We start from the raw sequence: 14,819 nt of genomic DNA, 5'->3' as shown, positions 1-14,819 counted from the left end.
AAGCGCTACATGACCAGATCTGTACGGTTGTGTGGTGTGGTGTCGCAAATGACCCGCCGACGGCGGATACTTGTTCTCCTCATCTGCTGCATGAGCCTGCTCATCGTGTCTCTCGACAACACGATCGTCAACGTCGCCCTGCCGTCGCTCGGGCACGATTTGCACGCGCCGGTCTCCGGCCTCCAGTGGACGGTGGACGCCTACACGCTGACGCTCGCGAGCCTGCTGATGCTGGCCGGCTCGACGGCCGACCGGGTGGGCCGCCGCCGCACATTCCAGACCGGTCTGGTGATCTTCACGGCCGGGTCGCTGCTGTGCAGCCTCGCCCCGAGCCTGGGCTGGCTGGTGGCCGCCCGGATCGTCCAGGCCGTAGGCGGGTCGATGCTCAACCCCGTGGCCATGTCGATCATCACGAACACGTTCACCGACCGCAGGGAGCGGGCCCAGGCGATCGGCGTGTGGGGCGGCGTGGTCGGCGTCAGCATGGCGCTCGGACCGGTCGTCGGCGGCCTGCTCACCGACACGGTCGGCTGGCGGGCCATCTTCTGGATCAACGTGCCCATCGGCCTGCTCGCACTGTTCCTGACCTGGCGCTTCGTCCCGGAGTCCAAGGCGCCCTCGGCACGGAGGATCGACCCGGTCGGGCAGGTGCTGGTCATCGTCCTGCTCGGCACGCTCACGTACGGGATCATCGAGGGCCGGGCCGCGGGCCCCGCCGTGAGCGGCGTCTGCTTCGTCGTCGCGGCGGCGGCCCTGGCCGCGCTGGTCGTCTGGGAACTGCGCAGGCCCGAACCCCTCATCGACATGCGGTTCTTCCGCAGCGCGCCGTTCTCGGGCGCGGCCGTCATGGCGGTGTCGGGCTTCGGCGGCCTGGGGGCCTTCCTGTTCCTCAACACGCTCTACCTGCAGAGCCATCGCGGGCTTTCCGCCCTCGCCGCGGGGCTGTGCACGCTGCCGGTCGCGGTGACGACGACGATCGTGGGGCCGCTGTCGGGCCGGCTCGTCGGCACCCGCGGCCCGCGCGTGCCGTCCGTCGTCGCGGGCGTGTGCCTGGCCGCCGCCGGGGCGCTGCTGTCCCAGGTGACGCTCACCACGCCGCTCCCCCTGCTGCTCGGGATCTACGTGGTCTTCGGTGTCGGGTTCGGCATGCTCAACCCCCCGATCACCAACACCGCGGTCTCCGGGATGCCGCTCGCGCAGGCGGGCGTGGCCGCCGCGGTCGCCTCGACCAGCAGGCAGGTCGGCCAGTCGCTCGGCGTGGCCATCGCGGGGTCGGTGGTCTCGGGCGCCGGCGCCGACGCGGCATTCGTCCCGGCCGCGCACGCGGCCTACCGCGTCAATGCCCTGTACGGGCTGATCGTGCTGGCGGTCGCCCTCCTGACGACCGGCCGCTGGGCCAGGGCCACGGCCGAGCGTACGGCGGCGCGGCTCACGGAAGGCCCGCAGGTCACCCTGTCACGGGGGTGAAGCCGGCACCTCCGAGGACCTTGCGGCCCTCGTCGGACAGGACGAGGTCGACGAACTCCCGGGTCAGGGCGAGGCGCTCGGTCCCGGGGACGGTCGCGATGAGATAGTCCTCGACCGCCCTGGCCGCCCCGGGGAGGTCCACGCCCTCCACCGCTCCCGCCGCCGCTCTGACGTCCGTACGGTAGACCAGCGCCGCGTCCGCCTCGCCGAGCCGCACCTTTGCCAGCACCTTGGCGGCGTCCGGCGCCTTGCCGTTCTGATCCGGGCCGATGGGCGTGACGGTGACTCCGGCTGCGGCGAGCGCCGTGCGGGCGCCCGCCCCGCACGGCGCCGACTCGGCGCACAGGGCCACCCTGACGCCGGGAACGGTCAGGTCCTTCAGGCCCGCGACGTGGGCCGGGTTGCCCTTCGGCACGGCGATCTGGAGGCTGTCGCGCGCGAAGACCCGCGGGCTGGGCGCCCCCGACCCGCGCATGGCCGCCGTGCCGGCCGCGGCGAACAGGTCGGCCGGCGCACCCCGCGCGATCCGCTGCGCCAGCGCGCCGCTGCCGCCGAAGTCGAACCGGACGGCGACGCCGGGGTGGGCGGCCTCGAACGTCTTGCCGAGCGAGCCGAACGTCCCGGTGAGCGAGGCGTCGGCGAACACGGTGAGCGTCTGCCTTCCGCCGCCCCCGCAGCCGGTCGCCGCGAGCAGCACCAACGCGAGCGCCGCGCAGGTCGGCGGTGTGACATGGTTCACCTTGGGATATATGCCCTAAGGAGGCGTTTAGAGGTCATGCCTGGCGAAAGACTCCCTATTAGACATAAACCGACTGAGTGAGGAGAGACATCTTGAGCGTCAACCCTTCCTCCAGAATGCGTGAGAGCAGCCAGCCCTGGCTCCACCAGAGGGGCACCGAGATACAGGCGTTCGGGACCGTGCGGGACTTCCCGGTCGGGCTGCCGAGGGAGACGCGGGAATACTCCTGTCAGCGGCTCAACCAGATCCTCGCCGACTCGCAGATCCTCTACAACCTCTACAAGAAGCACCACTGGCTCATGCGAGGGCCGACGTTCTACCAGCTTCACCTGCTGCTCGACAAGCATGCGAGCGAGCAGTTGCCGATCATCGACGCCGTCGCCGAACGCATCCAGACCCTCGGCGGCGTCGCGGTCGGCGATCCGCGCCAGGTGGCGGAGATGACCGTGATCCCGCGGCCGCCGGACGGCGTGGAGGAGGTGCCCGCCATGCTCTCCCGGCTCCTGGAGGCGCACGAGACGATCCTGGTCGCCGCGCACGACGCCGCCTCCCGGGCGGCCGAGATGGGCGACGACGGCACCAACGACCTGCTCGTCTCCGAGGTCATCCGCACGGGCGAGCTGCAGGCGTGGTTCCTCGCCGAGCACCTCGTGGACACGCCGCTCGTCCGCGCCTGACCCGCGTTCCCGGCCCGGGCGTCACCCCGTGACGCTCGGGCGGCCGTTCTCGATGTGTCCCATCAGCCGCCGGGCGAACCCGTCGTGGCCCGCCACCCCGATCATCAGGTCGTACCACCCCGTGGGCGCGTGCCACTCCAGGCGGGCGGTGTCTCCCGGCGCGATCCGGACCGTACGCGCCGCGCCTCCGTACGCCAGCGGCGTGACCGACACCTCGGCGGGGAAGGCGCCCCGGTTCGCCACGGCGATCACGACGGCGCGGGCGGCGGCGTCGATCCCGCCGGTCACCTCCACCGGGTCGGCCGTCCCGCCGCGGAACTCCCGGCGGAACCCGTTCGGCCCGACGAGCACCAGGTCGTACGACGGGCAGGGGAAGTAGACCACCTCCTCCGCCGCGCCGAGCACGTCGAAGTGCATCGGCTTGGCGACTTCGCCGAGGTGGCCGTACAGGATGAAGTGGGCGGAGGCCGCGCCGGAGTTGCGCATCGCGATCTCCACGGACCGTCCGCGCACCACCGCCTCCGCGTCCGGCTGGTAGGGCAGGGCGCGGGCGGGCTTGGCCCCCGGCTCCTGCACCGGCATCCGCTGCTCGGCCGGCACCTGCGGATACCACCGGTGTCCGGCCGGAGACGGCTGCGGGCCGGCGACGGTCTCCACGGGAGGCGGCACGGGAGGCGGGGCCGTGGGCGTGGCGAAGTCGAAGGCGGAGGTGAGGTCGCCCGCCACCCGGCGCCGCCATTCGCCGATGGGCGCCGTGATCCCGAACCGGCGCTCCAGGAACCGTACGGTCGAGGTGTGGTCGAACGTCTCGGAGCAGACGTTGCCGCCCACACTCCACGGCGACACGACGATCATGGGTACGCGCACGCCGAGGCCCATCGGACGCCCGCCGACGAACTCCTCCGGGGTGCCGTCGGGCGGGACCGGCGGCGGCACGTGGTCGAAGAATCCGTCGTTCTCGTCGTAGGTGACGAACAGAGCGGTACGCGCCCAGACCTCGGGGTGGGACCCCAGCGCGTCGAGCAGCGTGTGGACGACCCGCCCGCCCTCCACGGCCGACGACCCCTCGGGGTGCTCGGAGTCGGCCAGCGAGGGCACGACGTACGACACCGCGGGCAGGTGCCCTGCGGCCACGTCGGCGGCGAACCACTCCCCCAGGCCACCCGCGGGGGCGCGGCGCAGCGCCCGGTCGTAGAGGTCGCGGTCGGCCGGCTCCAGGGCGGCCACCCGCTCCGCCAGCTCCGCGAGCAACGGCGCCGGGTCCTCCGCCGCCCGCACCTTCTCGTAGAACGAGCGCATGCTGCCCAGCCCGATCCGGTCCATCACGGCCGCGAACGGCCGGAAGAACTCCAGGTTGTTGCACTCGTAGTTGTCCCACTCCTGGTACACCTGCCAGGTGTGCCCGGCCCGCGTCAGCAGCTCGGGCACGGTGACCCAGTCGTAGCCCGGATGCCCCTCCGCCCCCTCGGACGCGACGTTGTCCAGCGCGCGCTGCCGGGTGCCCGGCTCGTAGCCCGTGTAACCCGAGATGTGGTAGTTGCGGTTGGGGGTCGTCGAGGTCAGCAGCGAGCAGTGATAGGCGTCGCAGATCGTGAACGTGTCGGCCAGCTCGTAGTGGAAGGGCAGGTCGCGCCGGTCGTAGTAGGCCATCGAGCCGGGCCCCTTGCTGGGCACCCAGGCGTCGTTCCAGCCCATGGCCCAGGCGTTCTGGGTGCCGAGCCAGGTGTGGTCGTGCGTGTCGAGCAGCATCGGGTCCGCCCCCGCCCGCTCGGCCGCCTCCCGTACGGAGAAGGGCAGCACGCCGTCCTGTTCGAAGATCGGCCGCCACGCCCGGGTGGACACCGCGTTGCGGTCACCGAACCCCCGCACCCCGCGCATCCGGCCGAAGTAGTGGTCGAACGAGCGGTTCTCCAGCATGACGAAGACGACGTGCTCGACGTCGGCCAGGCTCCCCGGCGGGACCGGCCGGGCCAGCGCCCGGAGCAGGGAGGGCGGCAAGGAGGATCCGGCCGGCATGGGCGCCCCTTCAGGAAAAAATCAGGCGAAACGCCCACAACCTAACAAGGCCTCACGCGCCCCGGCGATTCGGCCCAGACGGGGAATGGATCAGTTGAGGCCACTGAGGCCCGTCACAGGTGGACGCGGCCCAGCTCCCGCAGGGCCCGGGCGGCCCCGGCACGGCGGGCCAGTGAAAGCGCCTGCCGGGCGAGGTCGGCCGCCTGGTCCCGCTCGTGCGCCTCGGCGTACGCGTGCGCCTTGCGGGCCAGCACGTACGCCGCGAGGTACGCGGGCGCGGACGGGGCCGGCTCGCCCTCCAGCATCTCGATGGCGCCGCCCGGCCGGCCGAGGTCGACCAGGCAGCCCGCGCACAGCTCCGCCCCCGTCTCGCCCGACTCCTCCAGGCACTCCTCAAGGCAGCGGTGGCACAGCTCCACCTCACCCGCCAGCGCGTGCGCCCGGGCCTCGTGCCGCCGTGACAGCGTCCCGACCTCCGCCGGCACGCCCGTGCGCTCGCGGGCGGCCACGGCCGCCTCGACGATCTCGCCCGGCTCGGCGGCGTCGACCAGCTCGGCCCGCTGGATCAGCGCGAAGACCTCGGTGAGGGTGTCGCCGGTCTCGCGCGCCTCGCGGATCGCCCGGTCGGACCAGGCCCGCGCCCCCCGGGCGTCACCCGCCTCGTGCTCCATCCCGCTGATCAGCTCCGCGTCCCGGGTGGCGAGCGCGAGCAGCGGCCCCCGCGCGGACGGCCTGGCGTCACGGCGGAACGCCTCGATGCCCGCGAAGACGGGCCGCAGCGCCGCCGCGAGATCGGCGGGCCGCGCGTGCGGCACGGCGCAGGCGTCGAGCACCCGCTCGAAGTAGCCGGCCGTGCCGGCGTCGGCACGCCAGGGACGCTCGATGGCCCGGCCGACCCGCTCCTCCTCCTCTTCGGGGAACAGGCCCGGCATCAGCGGAATGCCGGTCACGTGGTGCCACAGGGTGGTGCCCGACCCGGGCCCGACGAACAGGTCCGCCTCGTCCGCGCCGAACGCGCGGCACAGCAGTTCCGCGTGGCCGGGGTCCGGCCGCCGTGCCCCCGCCTCCCATGCGCGCACCGCGTCCGCGGGCAGGCCGGGCTCGGTCTCCCCCGCGGCTTCGGTCAGCCGTTCTTCCAGGTCCCGGCGGCTCCACAGCCGGCCGCGGCGCAGCGCCCGCAGGCGGGCGGCCCACAGCGGGACGTCAATAGTGATCATTAGTGGCACCCCCGGTTCTGTCGGTGCCGGGCGTTATGTTTGCGGCGTGCTGACCCGACGTATGCTCAACCGCGCGCTGCTCGACCGCCAGATGCTGCTGCGCCGCCACGACGCCAAGGCTCTGGCCGTGATCGAGCACCTGGTGGGCATGCAGTCGCAGGCTCCTCTCCCAGCCTACGTCGGCCTGTGGACCCGCCTGCTGGACTTCCGGCACGAGGACCTGGCCGGGCTGCTCACCGACCGCACGGCCGTACGGATCGCGCTGATGCGCGGCACCATCCACCTCGTCAGCGCCGACGACTGCCTCGCCCTGCGCCCGGTCATGCAGCCGCTCCTCGAGCGGTGGCTGCGCACGTCTTACGGCAGGCGGCTGGACGGGGTGGATCTCGGCGAGCTGGCGAGCGCCGCCCGTGCCCTGATGGAGGAGCGGCCGCTGAGCTTCGCCGAACTGGAGGAACTGCTCGGCGAGCGGTGGCCGGGCCGCGACGCGCTGGCCCAGGCCGTACGCGCGGTCGTGCCGCTGGTCCAGGTCCCGCCGCGCGGCGTGTGGGGCGCCTCGGGCCAGGCGCGGCACGTCCCCGCCGAGTCGTGGCTGGGCCGCCCGCTCGGCGACGGCTCGGCCGCCGGTGAGATGGTGCTGCGTTACCTGCGTGCCTTCGGACCGGCGTCGGTGAAGGACATGCAGACCTGGTCGGGCCTGACCGGGCTGCGCTCTGTCGTCAAGGGCCTCGACCTGGTCACCTACCGGGACGAAAGCGGAGTGGAGCTGTTCGACCTGCCCGGAGCGCCGCTGCCCGGGCCGGACGCCGAGGCGCCGGTGCGGTTCCTGCCCGAGTTCGACAACCTGCTGCTCTCGCACGCCGACCGGACGCGGGTGATGGCCGAGGAGCACCGCCCGCGGGTCTTCACAGTCAACGGGATCATCCGCGCGACGATCCTGGTCGACGGTTTCGTCGCGGGGTTGTGGCGGATCGAGCGGGATGGGAAGACCGCGGTCCTGGCGATCGCGCCGTTCGAGCCGCTCGGCCCCGCCACCCGCGACGCGCTGGCGGCCGAGGGCGAGCGCCTGCTGGAGTTCGCGGCGGGCGACGCCCCCGCACGCGACATCCGCTTTCTGGGGTAGAACGCCTTCCTGGTAAGGACGCTTTCCTGGGTAGGACCTACGAGGTGGAGAACCTCTCGGTCACGGTGGACGCGCAGGCGAGCCCGGAGCGAATCTTCGCCGTGCTGACCGACTGGCCCCGGCACCACGAGTGGATGCTGCTGACCCGGGCCTGGGTGGTCGCCGGCGACGGCCGCAGCAGGGGCAGCAGACTCGCGGCGGCCACCGGGGTGGGCCCGCTGTCGTTCGTGGACACGATGGACGTCACCGGCTGGCGTCCTCCGCACGAGGTGGAGGTCCGCCACACCGGCCGTGTCGTACGCGGCGTCGGGCGGTTCCACGTCCTGCCCCGTCCCGGCGGCGGAAGCAGGATCATCTGGGAGGAGCACCTCCACGTGCCCCTCGGCCTGGCCGGGCGGATCGGCTGGCGGGTCGCCGGGCCGGTGAGCGCGGTCTTCCTGCGCCTGTCCCTGCGCCGCCTCGCCGTCCTCGCCCTACGTGCCTAACCGAGCGCCATGTCGAAGAAGCCGCGCTCCAGGGTGGTCGCCCGGCGGAAGACGTCGAGCACCCGGGCCCGGCCGTTCTCGTCGAGGCCGGGGCCGAGCCGGTCGAGCTCGCCGCGCAGGAAGCCCACCCACGCCTCGAACTCCGGCCCGCTGTGCAGCTCGATCCACTCCCTGTGGACGAAGCCCTCCGGGAGCCCGGCGGTCCGCGAGGCCCAGCCGAGGTAGGTCCACTCGGCCACACACAGCACCGCCAGGATCAGCGGATAGTCCTGGCTGCGGCGCACCTCGTCCATCAGGGCCCGGAACTCGATCGTCACCGGCTCCAGCGTGGGCGGGGCCGGCTCACCGCCGAGCTCGGCGAGCGCGCGGTGGAAGTAGCCCCGCTCGGTGTCGGCGACTGTCTGCCCGAGGAAGCGGCCCACGGCCGCCCGCGACTCGAAGGTGTCGGCTGCGGCGACCGCGGCGCCGAGCAGCGCCGTGAAGGCGTCCACGAACTGGAAGTCCTGCTCCAGATAGCGGCGCATGTCGGCGGTGCCGCTCCCGATCGCCTCCGCGAAGGGGTGCGTGACCACCGCCGTCCAGTCGGGCTCGCTCTGCGACCGCAGCCACGCGCTGAACGGCGCCCTCGACTCCGGTTCCTCGTTGTGCTCATCGATTCGCTCGCTTCGCTCGCTCATCCGCCATCCCTCCCCGACGATCCGGCGTGAACGTTTCACGATGATCTCAAAGACCCGCTGTCCGTCTCCACCTGCCCAGCCGGGGCGAGCGACGGGGCGGGCGGAAACCCGCGCGGACGAATCCGTTGACCGGCGCTTAACAGGTCCGTAATTTGATGCGTGTTGTTCCTCCTCATGAATGCTGTTCGCATTCATGAACGCCCCCCTATGTGGGACCAGGAGTTCATCCCCTCGGTCAGGGGTCCTGCACGACATGCAAGGAGCTCGGCTTTGAGAACCAGAACCAGAACCGGAGTCGGAGTGATCGGCACCGTCGTCGGGGTCGCCGCCCTGGTCGGCGGCGTCTTCGCCGGCGTCTCCAACGCGGCGCCGAGCGCGGGCGCCTACCGGATCGTGAACGGCGCCAGCGGCCTGTGCCTCACCGTTCCGGGCAGCAGCGGCTCGGACGGCGTGCAGCTGACGGTGTCGAGCTGCAACGGCGCGAGCGACCAGACCTGGAACCTGTCGGCCCAGGGCAGCGGCTTCCGCCTGGCCGCCGGCAACAGCGGCAAGTGCGCCGGCGTCGCCGGAGCCTCCACCTCCGCGGGCAAGGCCGTCCAGCAGGAGTCGTGCACCGGCGCCTCGTCGCAGACCTGGGAGCTCACCGCCTCGGGGTCGAACTACCGCGTCGTCAACGCCAACAGCGACAAATGCCTGAACACCAAGGACAACTCCACGTCCTCGGGCGCCCTGGTGCAGCAGAACTCCTGCGACTCGGTGGCCACCAAGCAGTGGACCCTCCAGCCGACCGGCTCGACCCCGAGCGGCACGCCCACGGCCAGCCCGACGAGGAGCCCGTCGCCCACGCCCAGCACCACACCCACGGGCGGCCCGACCACCCCGCCCACCACCGGGCTGATCGGCTGGGCGACCCAGGGCGGCGGCACGACAGGCGGCGCGGGCGGCGCCACGACGACGGTCACCTCCCTGACCGCGCTCACCACCGCCGTGAAGGGCGACGCCGCGAAGGTCGTCCAGGTGAGCGGCAACTTCAGCTGCTCGGAGGACGTGCGGGTGGGCGGCAACACCACCGTCCTCGGCGTCGGCGCGAACTCCGGGCTGACCGGCTGTGGCCTGAACATCCGTGACGTCAGCAACGTCATCGTGCGCAACATGAAGATCTCGAAGGTCCCGGCCGGCAACGGCAACGGCGACGCGATCCACCTCGACAACGCCAAGCGCGTGTGGCTCGACCACAACGACCTGTCGAGCGACACCAGCCACGGCACGGACTACTACGACGGCCTGCTGGACATCACGCACGGCTCCGACTACGTCACCGTCTCCTGGAGCAAGCTGCACGACCACGTCAAGTGCTCGCTCGTCGGCCACAGCGACGGCAACGGCTCCGAGGACTCCGGGCACCTACGCGTGACGTACCACCACAACGCGTTCCAGACCTGCGCCCAGCGCAACCCCCGGGTGCGCTTCGGCAACCCGGTCCACGTGTTCAACAACTACTACTACAAGGACCCGTCCTACACCGACTACAGCTACGGCATCGCCTCCACCTGCGGCGCCGGGGTGCTCGTCGAGGGCAACTACTTCGAGAACATCGCCGAGCCCACCCACACCGCCGAAGGCTCGTCGCCGGGCGGGTCGATCGTCGCCCGCAACAACTACTTCGTGAACTCGGGCACGCCGCAGACCTCCGGCAGCGTCGCCTCCATCCCGTACTCGTACACGGTGGACAACCCCAGCGGCGTGAAGGCGAACGTCCTCGCCAACGCGGGCACCGGCAAGATCTAGTTCCAGACGCACAGGTACCGGCACGTCCCTGTGAAGTCCCGGAGGCCGCGGCCACCCGCCGCGGCCTCCCCGCGCCTGTCAGTCGACGAGGCCGAGGTACGCGAACAGGTTGTCCTCGATCAGGGCCACCAACTGCGGTGGAAGTTGCCCCAGGTAGTCGCCGAGCTCCTCCTTGAGAAAGGGCTGTGCGCAGACGGTGCGCACCCAGCACTTGCTGGGCAGGTTGGCGGTCCCCTGCGCGAGCTTGACGCAATACTCCGTTTTGAGCGTCGTGGCCGTCGACAACGGCGCGACGTAGATCAGATCCCAGTCCGACTGCTGGTTCTTCGCGTCACCGCTCAGGACGACGACCGGTCGCCGGGGGTGAAGATTGCGCTGGTCGTTGGGCGGCATCGTGAGCGATCTGTCGGAGACGTAGTAGACACCACCCTTGCGAATGAACGACTTCACCGATCGTCCAGGGCCTTCGCGTTAGCGCGACGGAGAGCGTCTCGCGCCTGCAGGAACTCTTCCTTGACAATCGCACCGACACCGGGGGCGTCGTGCTCGGGAGGCATCGACGCGCGCCTCGCCTTCGCTCGCGTGAGCAGCGCCGTGGCCTGCCTGCGCCGCCGTGCCCGGTTGAGGTCGAGCAGGACGCCGGACTCTCCGCCCGCCTGCGCCTCGACGACGGGCACGGTGGCGTCCACCACGGTCCGGAGAACGGCGGTGTCCCTCGCCCCATGCAGGGCCACGACCGTGCGGACGAATCTCATGGCGTCAGGGCCCAGAGGATCGTCCACATCCATGGTCAAGGACAACACGCCCGCCTCCGCGTCAGCGGATTCGTCGGCGCCACGCTCCGCGAGCTCGCTTTCCACCACATAGTCCTGGGCCCGCGTAAGCGCGGGGTCATAGGGCCCGCAGCGCCCGAGGCGCCAGGTGGCACCGGTGATAGGCGGATGCCCCGCCTCGACGGCGGCGACGTCGGAGAGATAAAGGAGCCCCACCAGATGAGCCTCAGTCACCGGCAGATTCAGTTCCCGCGCCGCCACGAGTATGGACAGCACGGCCCCTGCCAGAGGATTCGGCGAGTCGACGGGCATGCTGATCACCGCTCCTCCCCGGATCAGCCGCATGCTCACCGTACCCCTCCCGCTCCGTCCGCCACCTTGCACAGCAACAGCGGAGACATTACTTACCGTCACATTGCCACGTCAATGAGTGACGGACGCGGCCGATACCGGGGGGAGCTCCTTTTCGCGAGGCCGGTCAGCTGTCGAGGGCGGCGCGTTCGGCGTCGGTGAGCAGGCGGGAACGGATCAGGAAGCGCACGCCCTCGGGCGCCTCCAGGGAGAAGCCGCTGCCCCGGCCGGGGACGACGTCCACGGTCAGGTGGGTGTGCCGCCAGCGCTCGAACTGGCTCGCCGACATCCAGAACGTGACCGGCTCGTCGACGCCCTCGACGGTCAGCGAGGCGAGCAGCACGTCCGAGGAGCCGGTGCGGAACTCGCCCTCCGGGTAGCACATCGGGGCGCTGCCGTCGCAGCAGCCGCCGGACTGGTGGAACATCAGCGGGCCGTGGGCCGCCCGCAGCCGCCGGATGAGGTCGGCGGCCGCGGGGGTGAGGTCCACGCGGGACATCTCGGGCATCAGAAGAAGCCGAGCTTCGAGGGCGAGTAGCTGACCAGCAGGTTCTTGGTCTGCTGGTAGTGGTCGAGCATCATCTTGTGCGTCTCCCTGCCGATGCCCGACTGCTTGTAGCCGCCGAAGGCGGCGTGGGCGGGATAGGCGTGGTAGCAGTTCGTCCAGACCCGCCCGGCCTGGATGGCCCGGCCGGCCCGGTACGCCTTGTTGACGTCCCTGGTCCACACGCCCGCCCCGAGGCCGTACAACGTGTCGTTGGCGATCTTGATGGCGTCGTCGAAGTCGGTGAACGAGGTCACCGAGACGACCGGCCCGAAGATCTCCTCCTGGAACACCCGCATGTTGTTGGCGCCCTCGAAGATCGTCGGCTCGACGTAGTAGCCGCCCGACAGCTCGCCGCCGAGGTCGGCGCGGTGCCCGCCCGTGAGCACCTTGGCGCCCTCCTGCCGGCCGATGTCGAGGTAGGACAGGATCTTCTCCAACTGGTCGTTGGACGCCTGGGCGCCGACCATGGTGGCCTGGTCCAGCGGGTGCCCGCGGACGATCTTCTCCGTACGCTCGACCGCGGCCTCCAGGAAGCGCTGGTAGTGGCCCTGCTGGATGAGCGCCCGGGAGGGACAGGTGCACACCTCCCCCTGGTTGAGCGCGAACATCGTGAAGCCCTCCAGCGCCTTGTCGAAGAACTCGTCGTCGGCGGAGGACACGTCGTCGAAGAAGATGTTGGGGCTCTTGCCGCCCAGCTCCAGCGTGACCGGCTTGATGTTCTCGCTGGCGTACTGCATGATCAGCCGCCCGGTGGTGGTCTCCCCGGTGAACGCCACCTTCGCGACCCGCGCGCTGGAGGCCAGCGGCTTGCCCGCCTCGACGCCGAACCCGTTGACGATGTTGAGGACGCCCGGCGGGAGGAGGTCGGCGACCAGGCTCATCCAGTAGTGGATCGACGCCGGGGTCTGCTCGGCCGGCTTCAGGACCACGGCGTTGCCCGCGGCCAGCGCCGGCGCGAGCTTCCAGGTGGCCATCAGGATCGGGAAGTTCCACGGGATGATCTGCGCGACGACGCCGAGCGGCTCGTGGAAGTGGTAGGCGACGGTGTCCGCGTCGATCTCCGACAGGCTGCCCTCCTGGGCCCTGATCGCCCCCGCGAAGTAGCGGAAGTGGTCGATGGCCAGTGGGATGTCGGCGGCCAGCGTCTCCCGGATCGGCTTGCCGTTCTCCCAGGTCTCCGCGACGGCGAGCCGCTCCAGGTTCTGCTCCATGCGGTCGGCGATCCGGTTGAGGATGTTCGCCCGCTCGGCCGCGGACGTACGCCCCCAGGCGGGGGCGGCGCCGTGCGCGGCGTCCAGCGCGCGCTCGACGTCCTCGGCCGTGCCGCGCGCGACCTCGGTGAAGGTCTGACCGGTCACCGGCGAGGGGTTCTCGAAGTACTGCCCCCGCTGCGGCGGGACGTACTCGCCGCCGATCCAGTGGTCGTAACGCTGCTCGTACGCCATGAGGGCGTCCGGCTGTCCCGGCGCGGCGTAACGGGTCATGAGATGGACCTCCCGGACAGGGTGTGGGGTCTGACGCCCCGGACGTTAGTCGCGGGCACGTTGCCGACACGTTGCGTCCGTGTTCCCGCACCGTTCCGGAGCATCGTCCCGGAGCATCGTCCCGCGACGTCCTTCCGCACACAGCCTCTGGCCGGTGCGGTCAGATCCGCGGTCATAAACGGTCAAATCTCCCCTAAGATCAGCCGTCATGATTTCGGAAACGTTTTCCGCCTCCCGAAGGAACGCCCTGCGCCTGCTGGCGGGCGGCGCCGCGGCGGGGCTGGCCGCCGGGCTGCCCACGTCACCGGCGAACGCTGCGGCCCGTGTGTGGAGCGTCACCGGCCGCAGCGCGACGTCGCTCAAGCCGTTCGACGACACGCTGAAGCGCTTCATGATGGACCGGGCGATCCCCCACGCGTCCCTGGCCGTGGTCCGCAAGGGCAAGCTCGTGCTCGCCCGGGGCTACAACTGGACGGCGGACACCTCGTTCACGGCGGGGCCTACCTCGCTGTTCCGCATCGCGAGCCTGAGCAAGCCGGTCACCGCGGCCGCGGTGCTGAAGCTGGCGCAGGACGGCAAACTCAGCCTCTCGGCCAAGGTCGCGCCGCTGCTGGGGCTGAGCACGACCGCCGACCCGCGCCTCGCCTCCGTCACCGTGACCCACCTGCTCCAGCACCTCGGCGGGTGGGATTCCGAGGTCTCGGGCGACCCGATGTTCAAGGACCGGGTCATCGCCGCGGCACTCGGCGTCCCGCTGCCGATCACGCAGGCGCACATCGTCACACACACGTCCGGCCTCAAGCTCGACCACGCGCCGGGCACGACATACGCGTACTCGAACTACGGATACCTTCTCCTGCAGAAGATCATCGAGAAGGCGAGCGGGGTCTCGTACGCGAGCTACGTCCAGAGCAAGGTGCTGACGCCCCTCAAGATCAAGCGGATGGTGCTCGGCAGGACCGCCAAGAGTCTCCGCAAATCGGGCGAGGTGCCGTACTTCTCGCAGTACACCGGCAAGAGCGTGATCGACACCTCCAACTCCGTGGTGCCCTTCCCGTACGGCGGGTTCAACCTCGAGAACATGGCCGCCCACGGCGGCTGGCTCGCCACGGCCGTCGACCTGGCCAAGTTCACCACCCTCTTCGACGCGGCCGGCGTGCTGACCTCGGCGTCGATCTCCAAGGCGTTCGCCAAGCCGTCGATCGGAGTCAACTCCGACGGCTGGTACTACGGCCTCGGCTGGCAGGTCCGCCCGGTCACCGGGGGCCGCAACACCTGGCACACGGGGTCGCTGGCCGGCACCTCCACGCTCATGGTCCGGCGCTACGACGGGCTGAGCTGGGTGGTGCTGTTCGACCAGCGCGACGACGCCTCGGGGCTGAACTACGGGGCCATCGACGCCCTTCTCCACACCGCCGCGAACTCGGTGAAGTCCTGGCCCACCACCAACCTCTTCTCCACGTACGGTCTGTAGA

At 71.0% G+C, this 14,819-nt stretch carries 14 protein-coding genes; 6 read left to right on the top strand and 8 right to left on the bottom strand.

Translation table 11 applies throughout. From position 1 onward, the window contains the following. Positions 1 to 9: 9 nt before the first annotated feature. Positions 10 to 1,467: an MFS transporter gene (locus tag QSK36_RS22295; RefSeq protein WP_285783745.1), complete on the top strand. Its 1,458-nt coding sequence runs from the start codon at positions 10 to 12 to the stop codon at positions 1,465 to 1,467. On the opposite strand, the gene modA is transcribed toward QSK36_RS22295, so the two are convergent. After that, positions 1,448 to 2,206, bottom strand: coding sequence for a molybdate ABC transporter substrate-binding protein (gene modA, locus QSK36_RS22290; protein WP_285783744.1), 759 nt, complete (start codon positions 2,204 to 2,206; stop codon positions 1,448 to 1,450). The genes QSK36_RS22295 and modA overlap by 20 nt on opposite strands. A gap of 116 nt (positions 2,207 to 2,322) precedes the next feature. Between modA and QSK36_RS22285 the strand changes: the two genes are divergently transcribed. Then, complete coding sequence (locus tag QSK36_RS22285) at positions 2,323 to 2,883, top strand: Dps family protein (RefSeq protein ID WP_183540944.1); 561 nt, start codon at positions 2,323 to 2,325, stop codon at positions 2,881 to 2,883. A 21-nt stretch (positions 2,884 to 2,904) separates the two neighbouring features. Here QSK36_RS22285 and QSK36_RS22280 read toward each other — a convergent pair whose 3' ends face one another. Continuing rightward, positions 2,905 to 4,899 carry a phosphocholine-specific phospholipase C gene (locus QSK36_RS22280; protein ID WP_285783743.1) on the bottom strand — a complete coding sequence of 665 codons (1,995 nt, stop codon included), beginning with the start codon at positions 4,897 to 4,899 and terminating at the stop codon, positions 2,905 to 2,907. A 113-nt stretch (positions 4,900 to 5,012) separates the two neighbouring features. Next, a complete protein-coding gene (locus tag QSK36_RS22275; protein ID WP_285783742.1) occupies positions 5,013 to 6,116 on the bottom strand; it encodes a helix-turn-helix domain-containing protein in 1,104 nt (367 codons plus the stop codon). A gap of 46 nt (positions 6,117 to 6,162) precedes the next feature. Here QSK36_RS22275 and QSK36_RS22270 point away from each other — a divergent pair, with 46 nt between their 5' ends. Beyond that, complete coding sequence (locus QSK36_RS22270; RefSeq protein ID WP_285783741.1) at positions 6,163 to 7,239, top strand: winged helix DNA-binding domain-containing protein; 1,077 nt, start codon at positions 6,163 to 6,165, stop codon at positions 7,237 to 7,239. 44 nt (positions 7,240 to 7,283) lie between these two features. Beyond that, complete coding sequence (locus QSK36_RS22265) at positions 7,284 to 7,724, top strand: SRPBCC family protein (RefSeq protein ID WP_183540166.1); 441 nt, start codon at positions 7,284 to 7,286, stop codon at positions 7,722 to 7,724. Here QSK36_RS22265 and QSK36_RS22260 read toward each other — a convergent pair. Continuing rightward, positions 7,721 to 8,401, bottom strand: a complete 681-nt coding sequence (locus QSK36_RS22260; RefSeq protein WP_183540168.1) for a TenA family protein — start codon at positions 8,399 to 8,401, stop codon at positions 7,721 to 7,723. The two genes, QSK36_RS22265 and QSK36_RS22260, sit on opposite strands and share 4 nt — an antisense overlap. 270 nt (positions 8,402 to 8,671) lie before the next feature. Between QSK36_RS22260 and QSK36_RS22255 the strand changes: the two genes are divergently transcribed. Beyond that, positions 8,672 to 10,189 (top strand): pectate lyase family protein, encoded by a 1,518-nt coding sequence (locus QSK36_RS22255; RefSeq protein WP_285783740.1) that lies wholly within the window; start codon positions 8,672 to 8,674, stop codon positions 10,187 to 10,189. Positions 10,190 to 10,267: 78 nt separating this feature from the next. Here the strand turns inward: QSK36_RS22255 and QSK36_RS22250 are convergent, their stop codons facing one another. The 4 genes from QSK36_RS22250 to adh all read right to left on the bottom strand — a co-directional run bounded on the left by QSK36_RS22250 (position 10,268) and on the right by adh (position 13,344). Continuing rightward, entirely contained in the window at positions 10,268 to 10,639 is a 372-nt protein-coding gene (locus QSK36_RS22250; protein WP_285783739.1) for a type II toxin-antitoxin system PemK/MazF family toxin, read from the bottom strand. Then, positions 10,636 to 11,313 carry a hypothetical protein gene (locus tag QSK36_RS22245; RefSeq protein ID WP_285783738.1) on the bottom strand — a complete coding sequence of 226 codons (678 nt, stop codon included), beginning with the start codon at positions 11,311 to 11,313 and terminating at the stop codon, positions 10,636 to 10,638. The genes QSK36_RS22250 and QSK36_RS22245 overlap by 4 nt, the downstream gene beginning before the upstream one ends. Positions 11,314 to 11,440: 127 nt before the next feature. Then, positions 11,441 to 11,812: a DUF779 domain-containing protein gene (locus tag QSK36_RS22240; RefSeq protein ID WP_183540950.1), complete on the bottom strand. Its 372-nt coding sequence runs from the start codon at positions 11,810 to 11,812 to the stop codon at positions 11,441 to 11,443. Between the two features lie 8 nt (positions 11,813 to 11,820). Beyond that, a complete protein-coding gene (adh, locus tag QSK36_RS22235) occupies positions 11,821 to 13,344 on the bottom strand; it encodes an aldehyde dehydrogenase (RefSeq protein ID WP_139576957.1) in 1,524 nt (507 codons plus the stop codon). Between the two features lie 208 nt (positions 13,345 to 13,552). On the opposite strand from adh, the gene QSK36_RS22230 reads away from it, so the two are divergent. After that, the gene (locus QSK36_RS22230; protein WP_183540176.1) at positions 13,553 to 14,818 is read left to right on the top strand and encodes a serine hydrolase domain-containing protein; all 1,266 of its coding nucleotides are present in this window, start codon (positions 13,553 to 13,555) and stop codon (positions 14,816 to 14,818) included. Position 14,819 lies beyond the last annotated feature (1 nt).

The organism is Microbispora sp. NBRC 16548 (assembly GCF_030268985.1).
Lineage (GTDB): Bacteria > Actinomycetota > Actinomycetes > Streptosporangiales > Streptosporangiaceae > Microbispora > Microbispora catharanthi.
Note: the sequence above shows the minus strand (reverse complement) of the source record. Positions and strands in the feature narration are given on the sequence as shown.

Coding starts and splice junctions, on each gene's coding strand:
- QSK36_RS22295 (WP_285783745.1), top strand. CDS start 10: ATGACCAGATCTGTACGGTTGTGTGGTGTGGTGTCGCAAATGACCCGC.
- QSK36_RS22285 (WP_183540944.1), top strand. CDS start 2,323: ATGCGTGAGAGCAGCCAGCCCTGGCTCCACCAGAGGGGCACCGAGATA.
- QSK36_RS22280 (WP_285783743.1), bottom strand. CDS start 4,899: ATGCCGGCCGGATCCTCCTTGCCGCCCTCCCTGCTCCGGGCGCTGGCC.
- QSK36_RS22275 (WP_285783742.1), bottom strand. CDS start 6,116: ATGATCACTATTGACGTCCCGCTGTGGGCCGCCCGCCTGCGGGCGCTG.
- QSK36_RS22260 (WP_183540168.1), bottom strand. CDS start 8,401: ATGAGCGAGCGAAGCGAGCGAATCGATGAGCACAACGAGGAACCGGAG.
- QSK36_RS22240 (WP_183540950.1), bottom strand. CDS start 11,812: ATGTCCCGCGTGGACCTCACCCCCGCGGCCGCCGACCTCATCCGGCGG.
- adh (WP_139576957.1), bottom strand. CDS start 13,344: ATGACCCGTTACGCCGCGCCGGGACAGCCGGACGCCCTCATGGCGTAC.
- QSK36_RS22230 (WP_183540176.1), top strand. CDS start 13,553: ATGATTTCGGAAACGTTTTCCGCCTCCCGAAGGAACGCCCTGCGCCTG.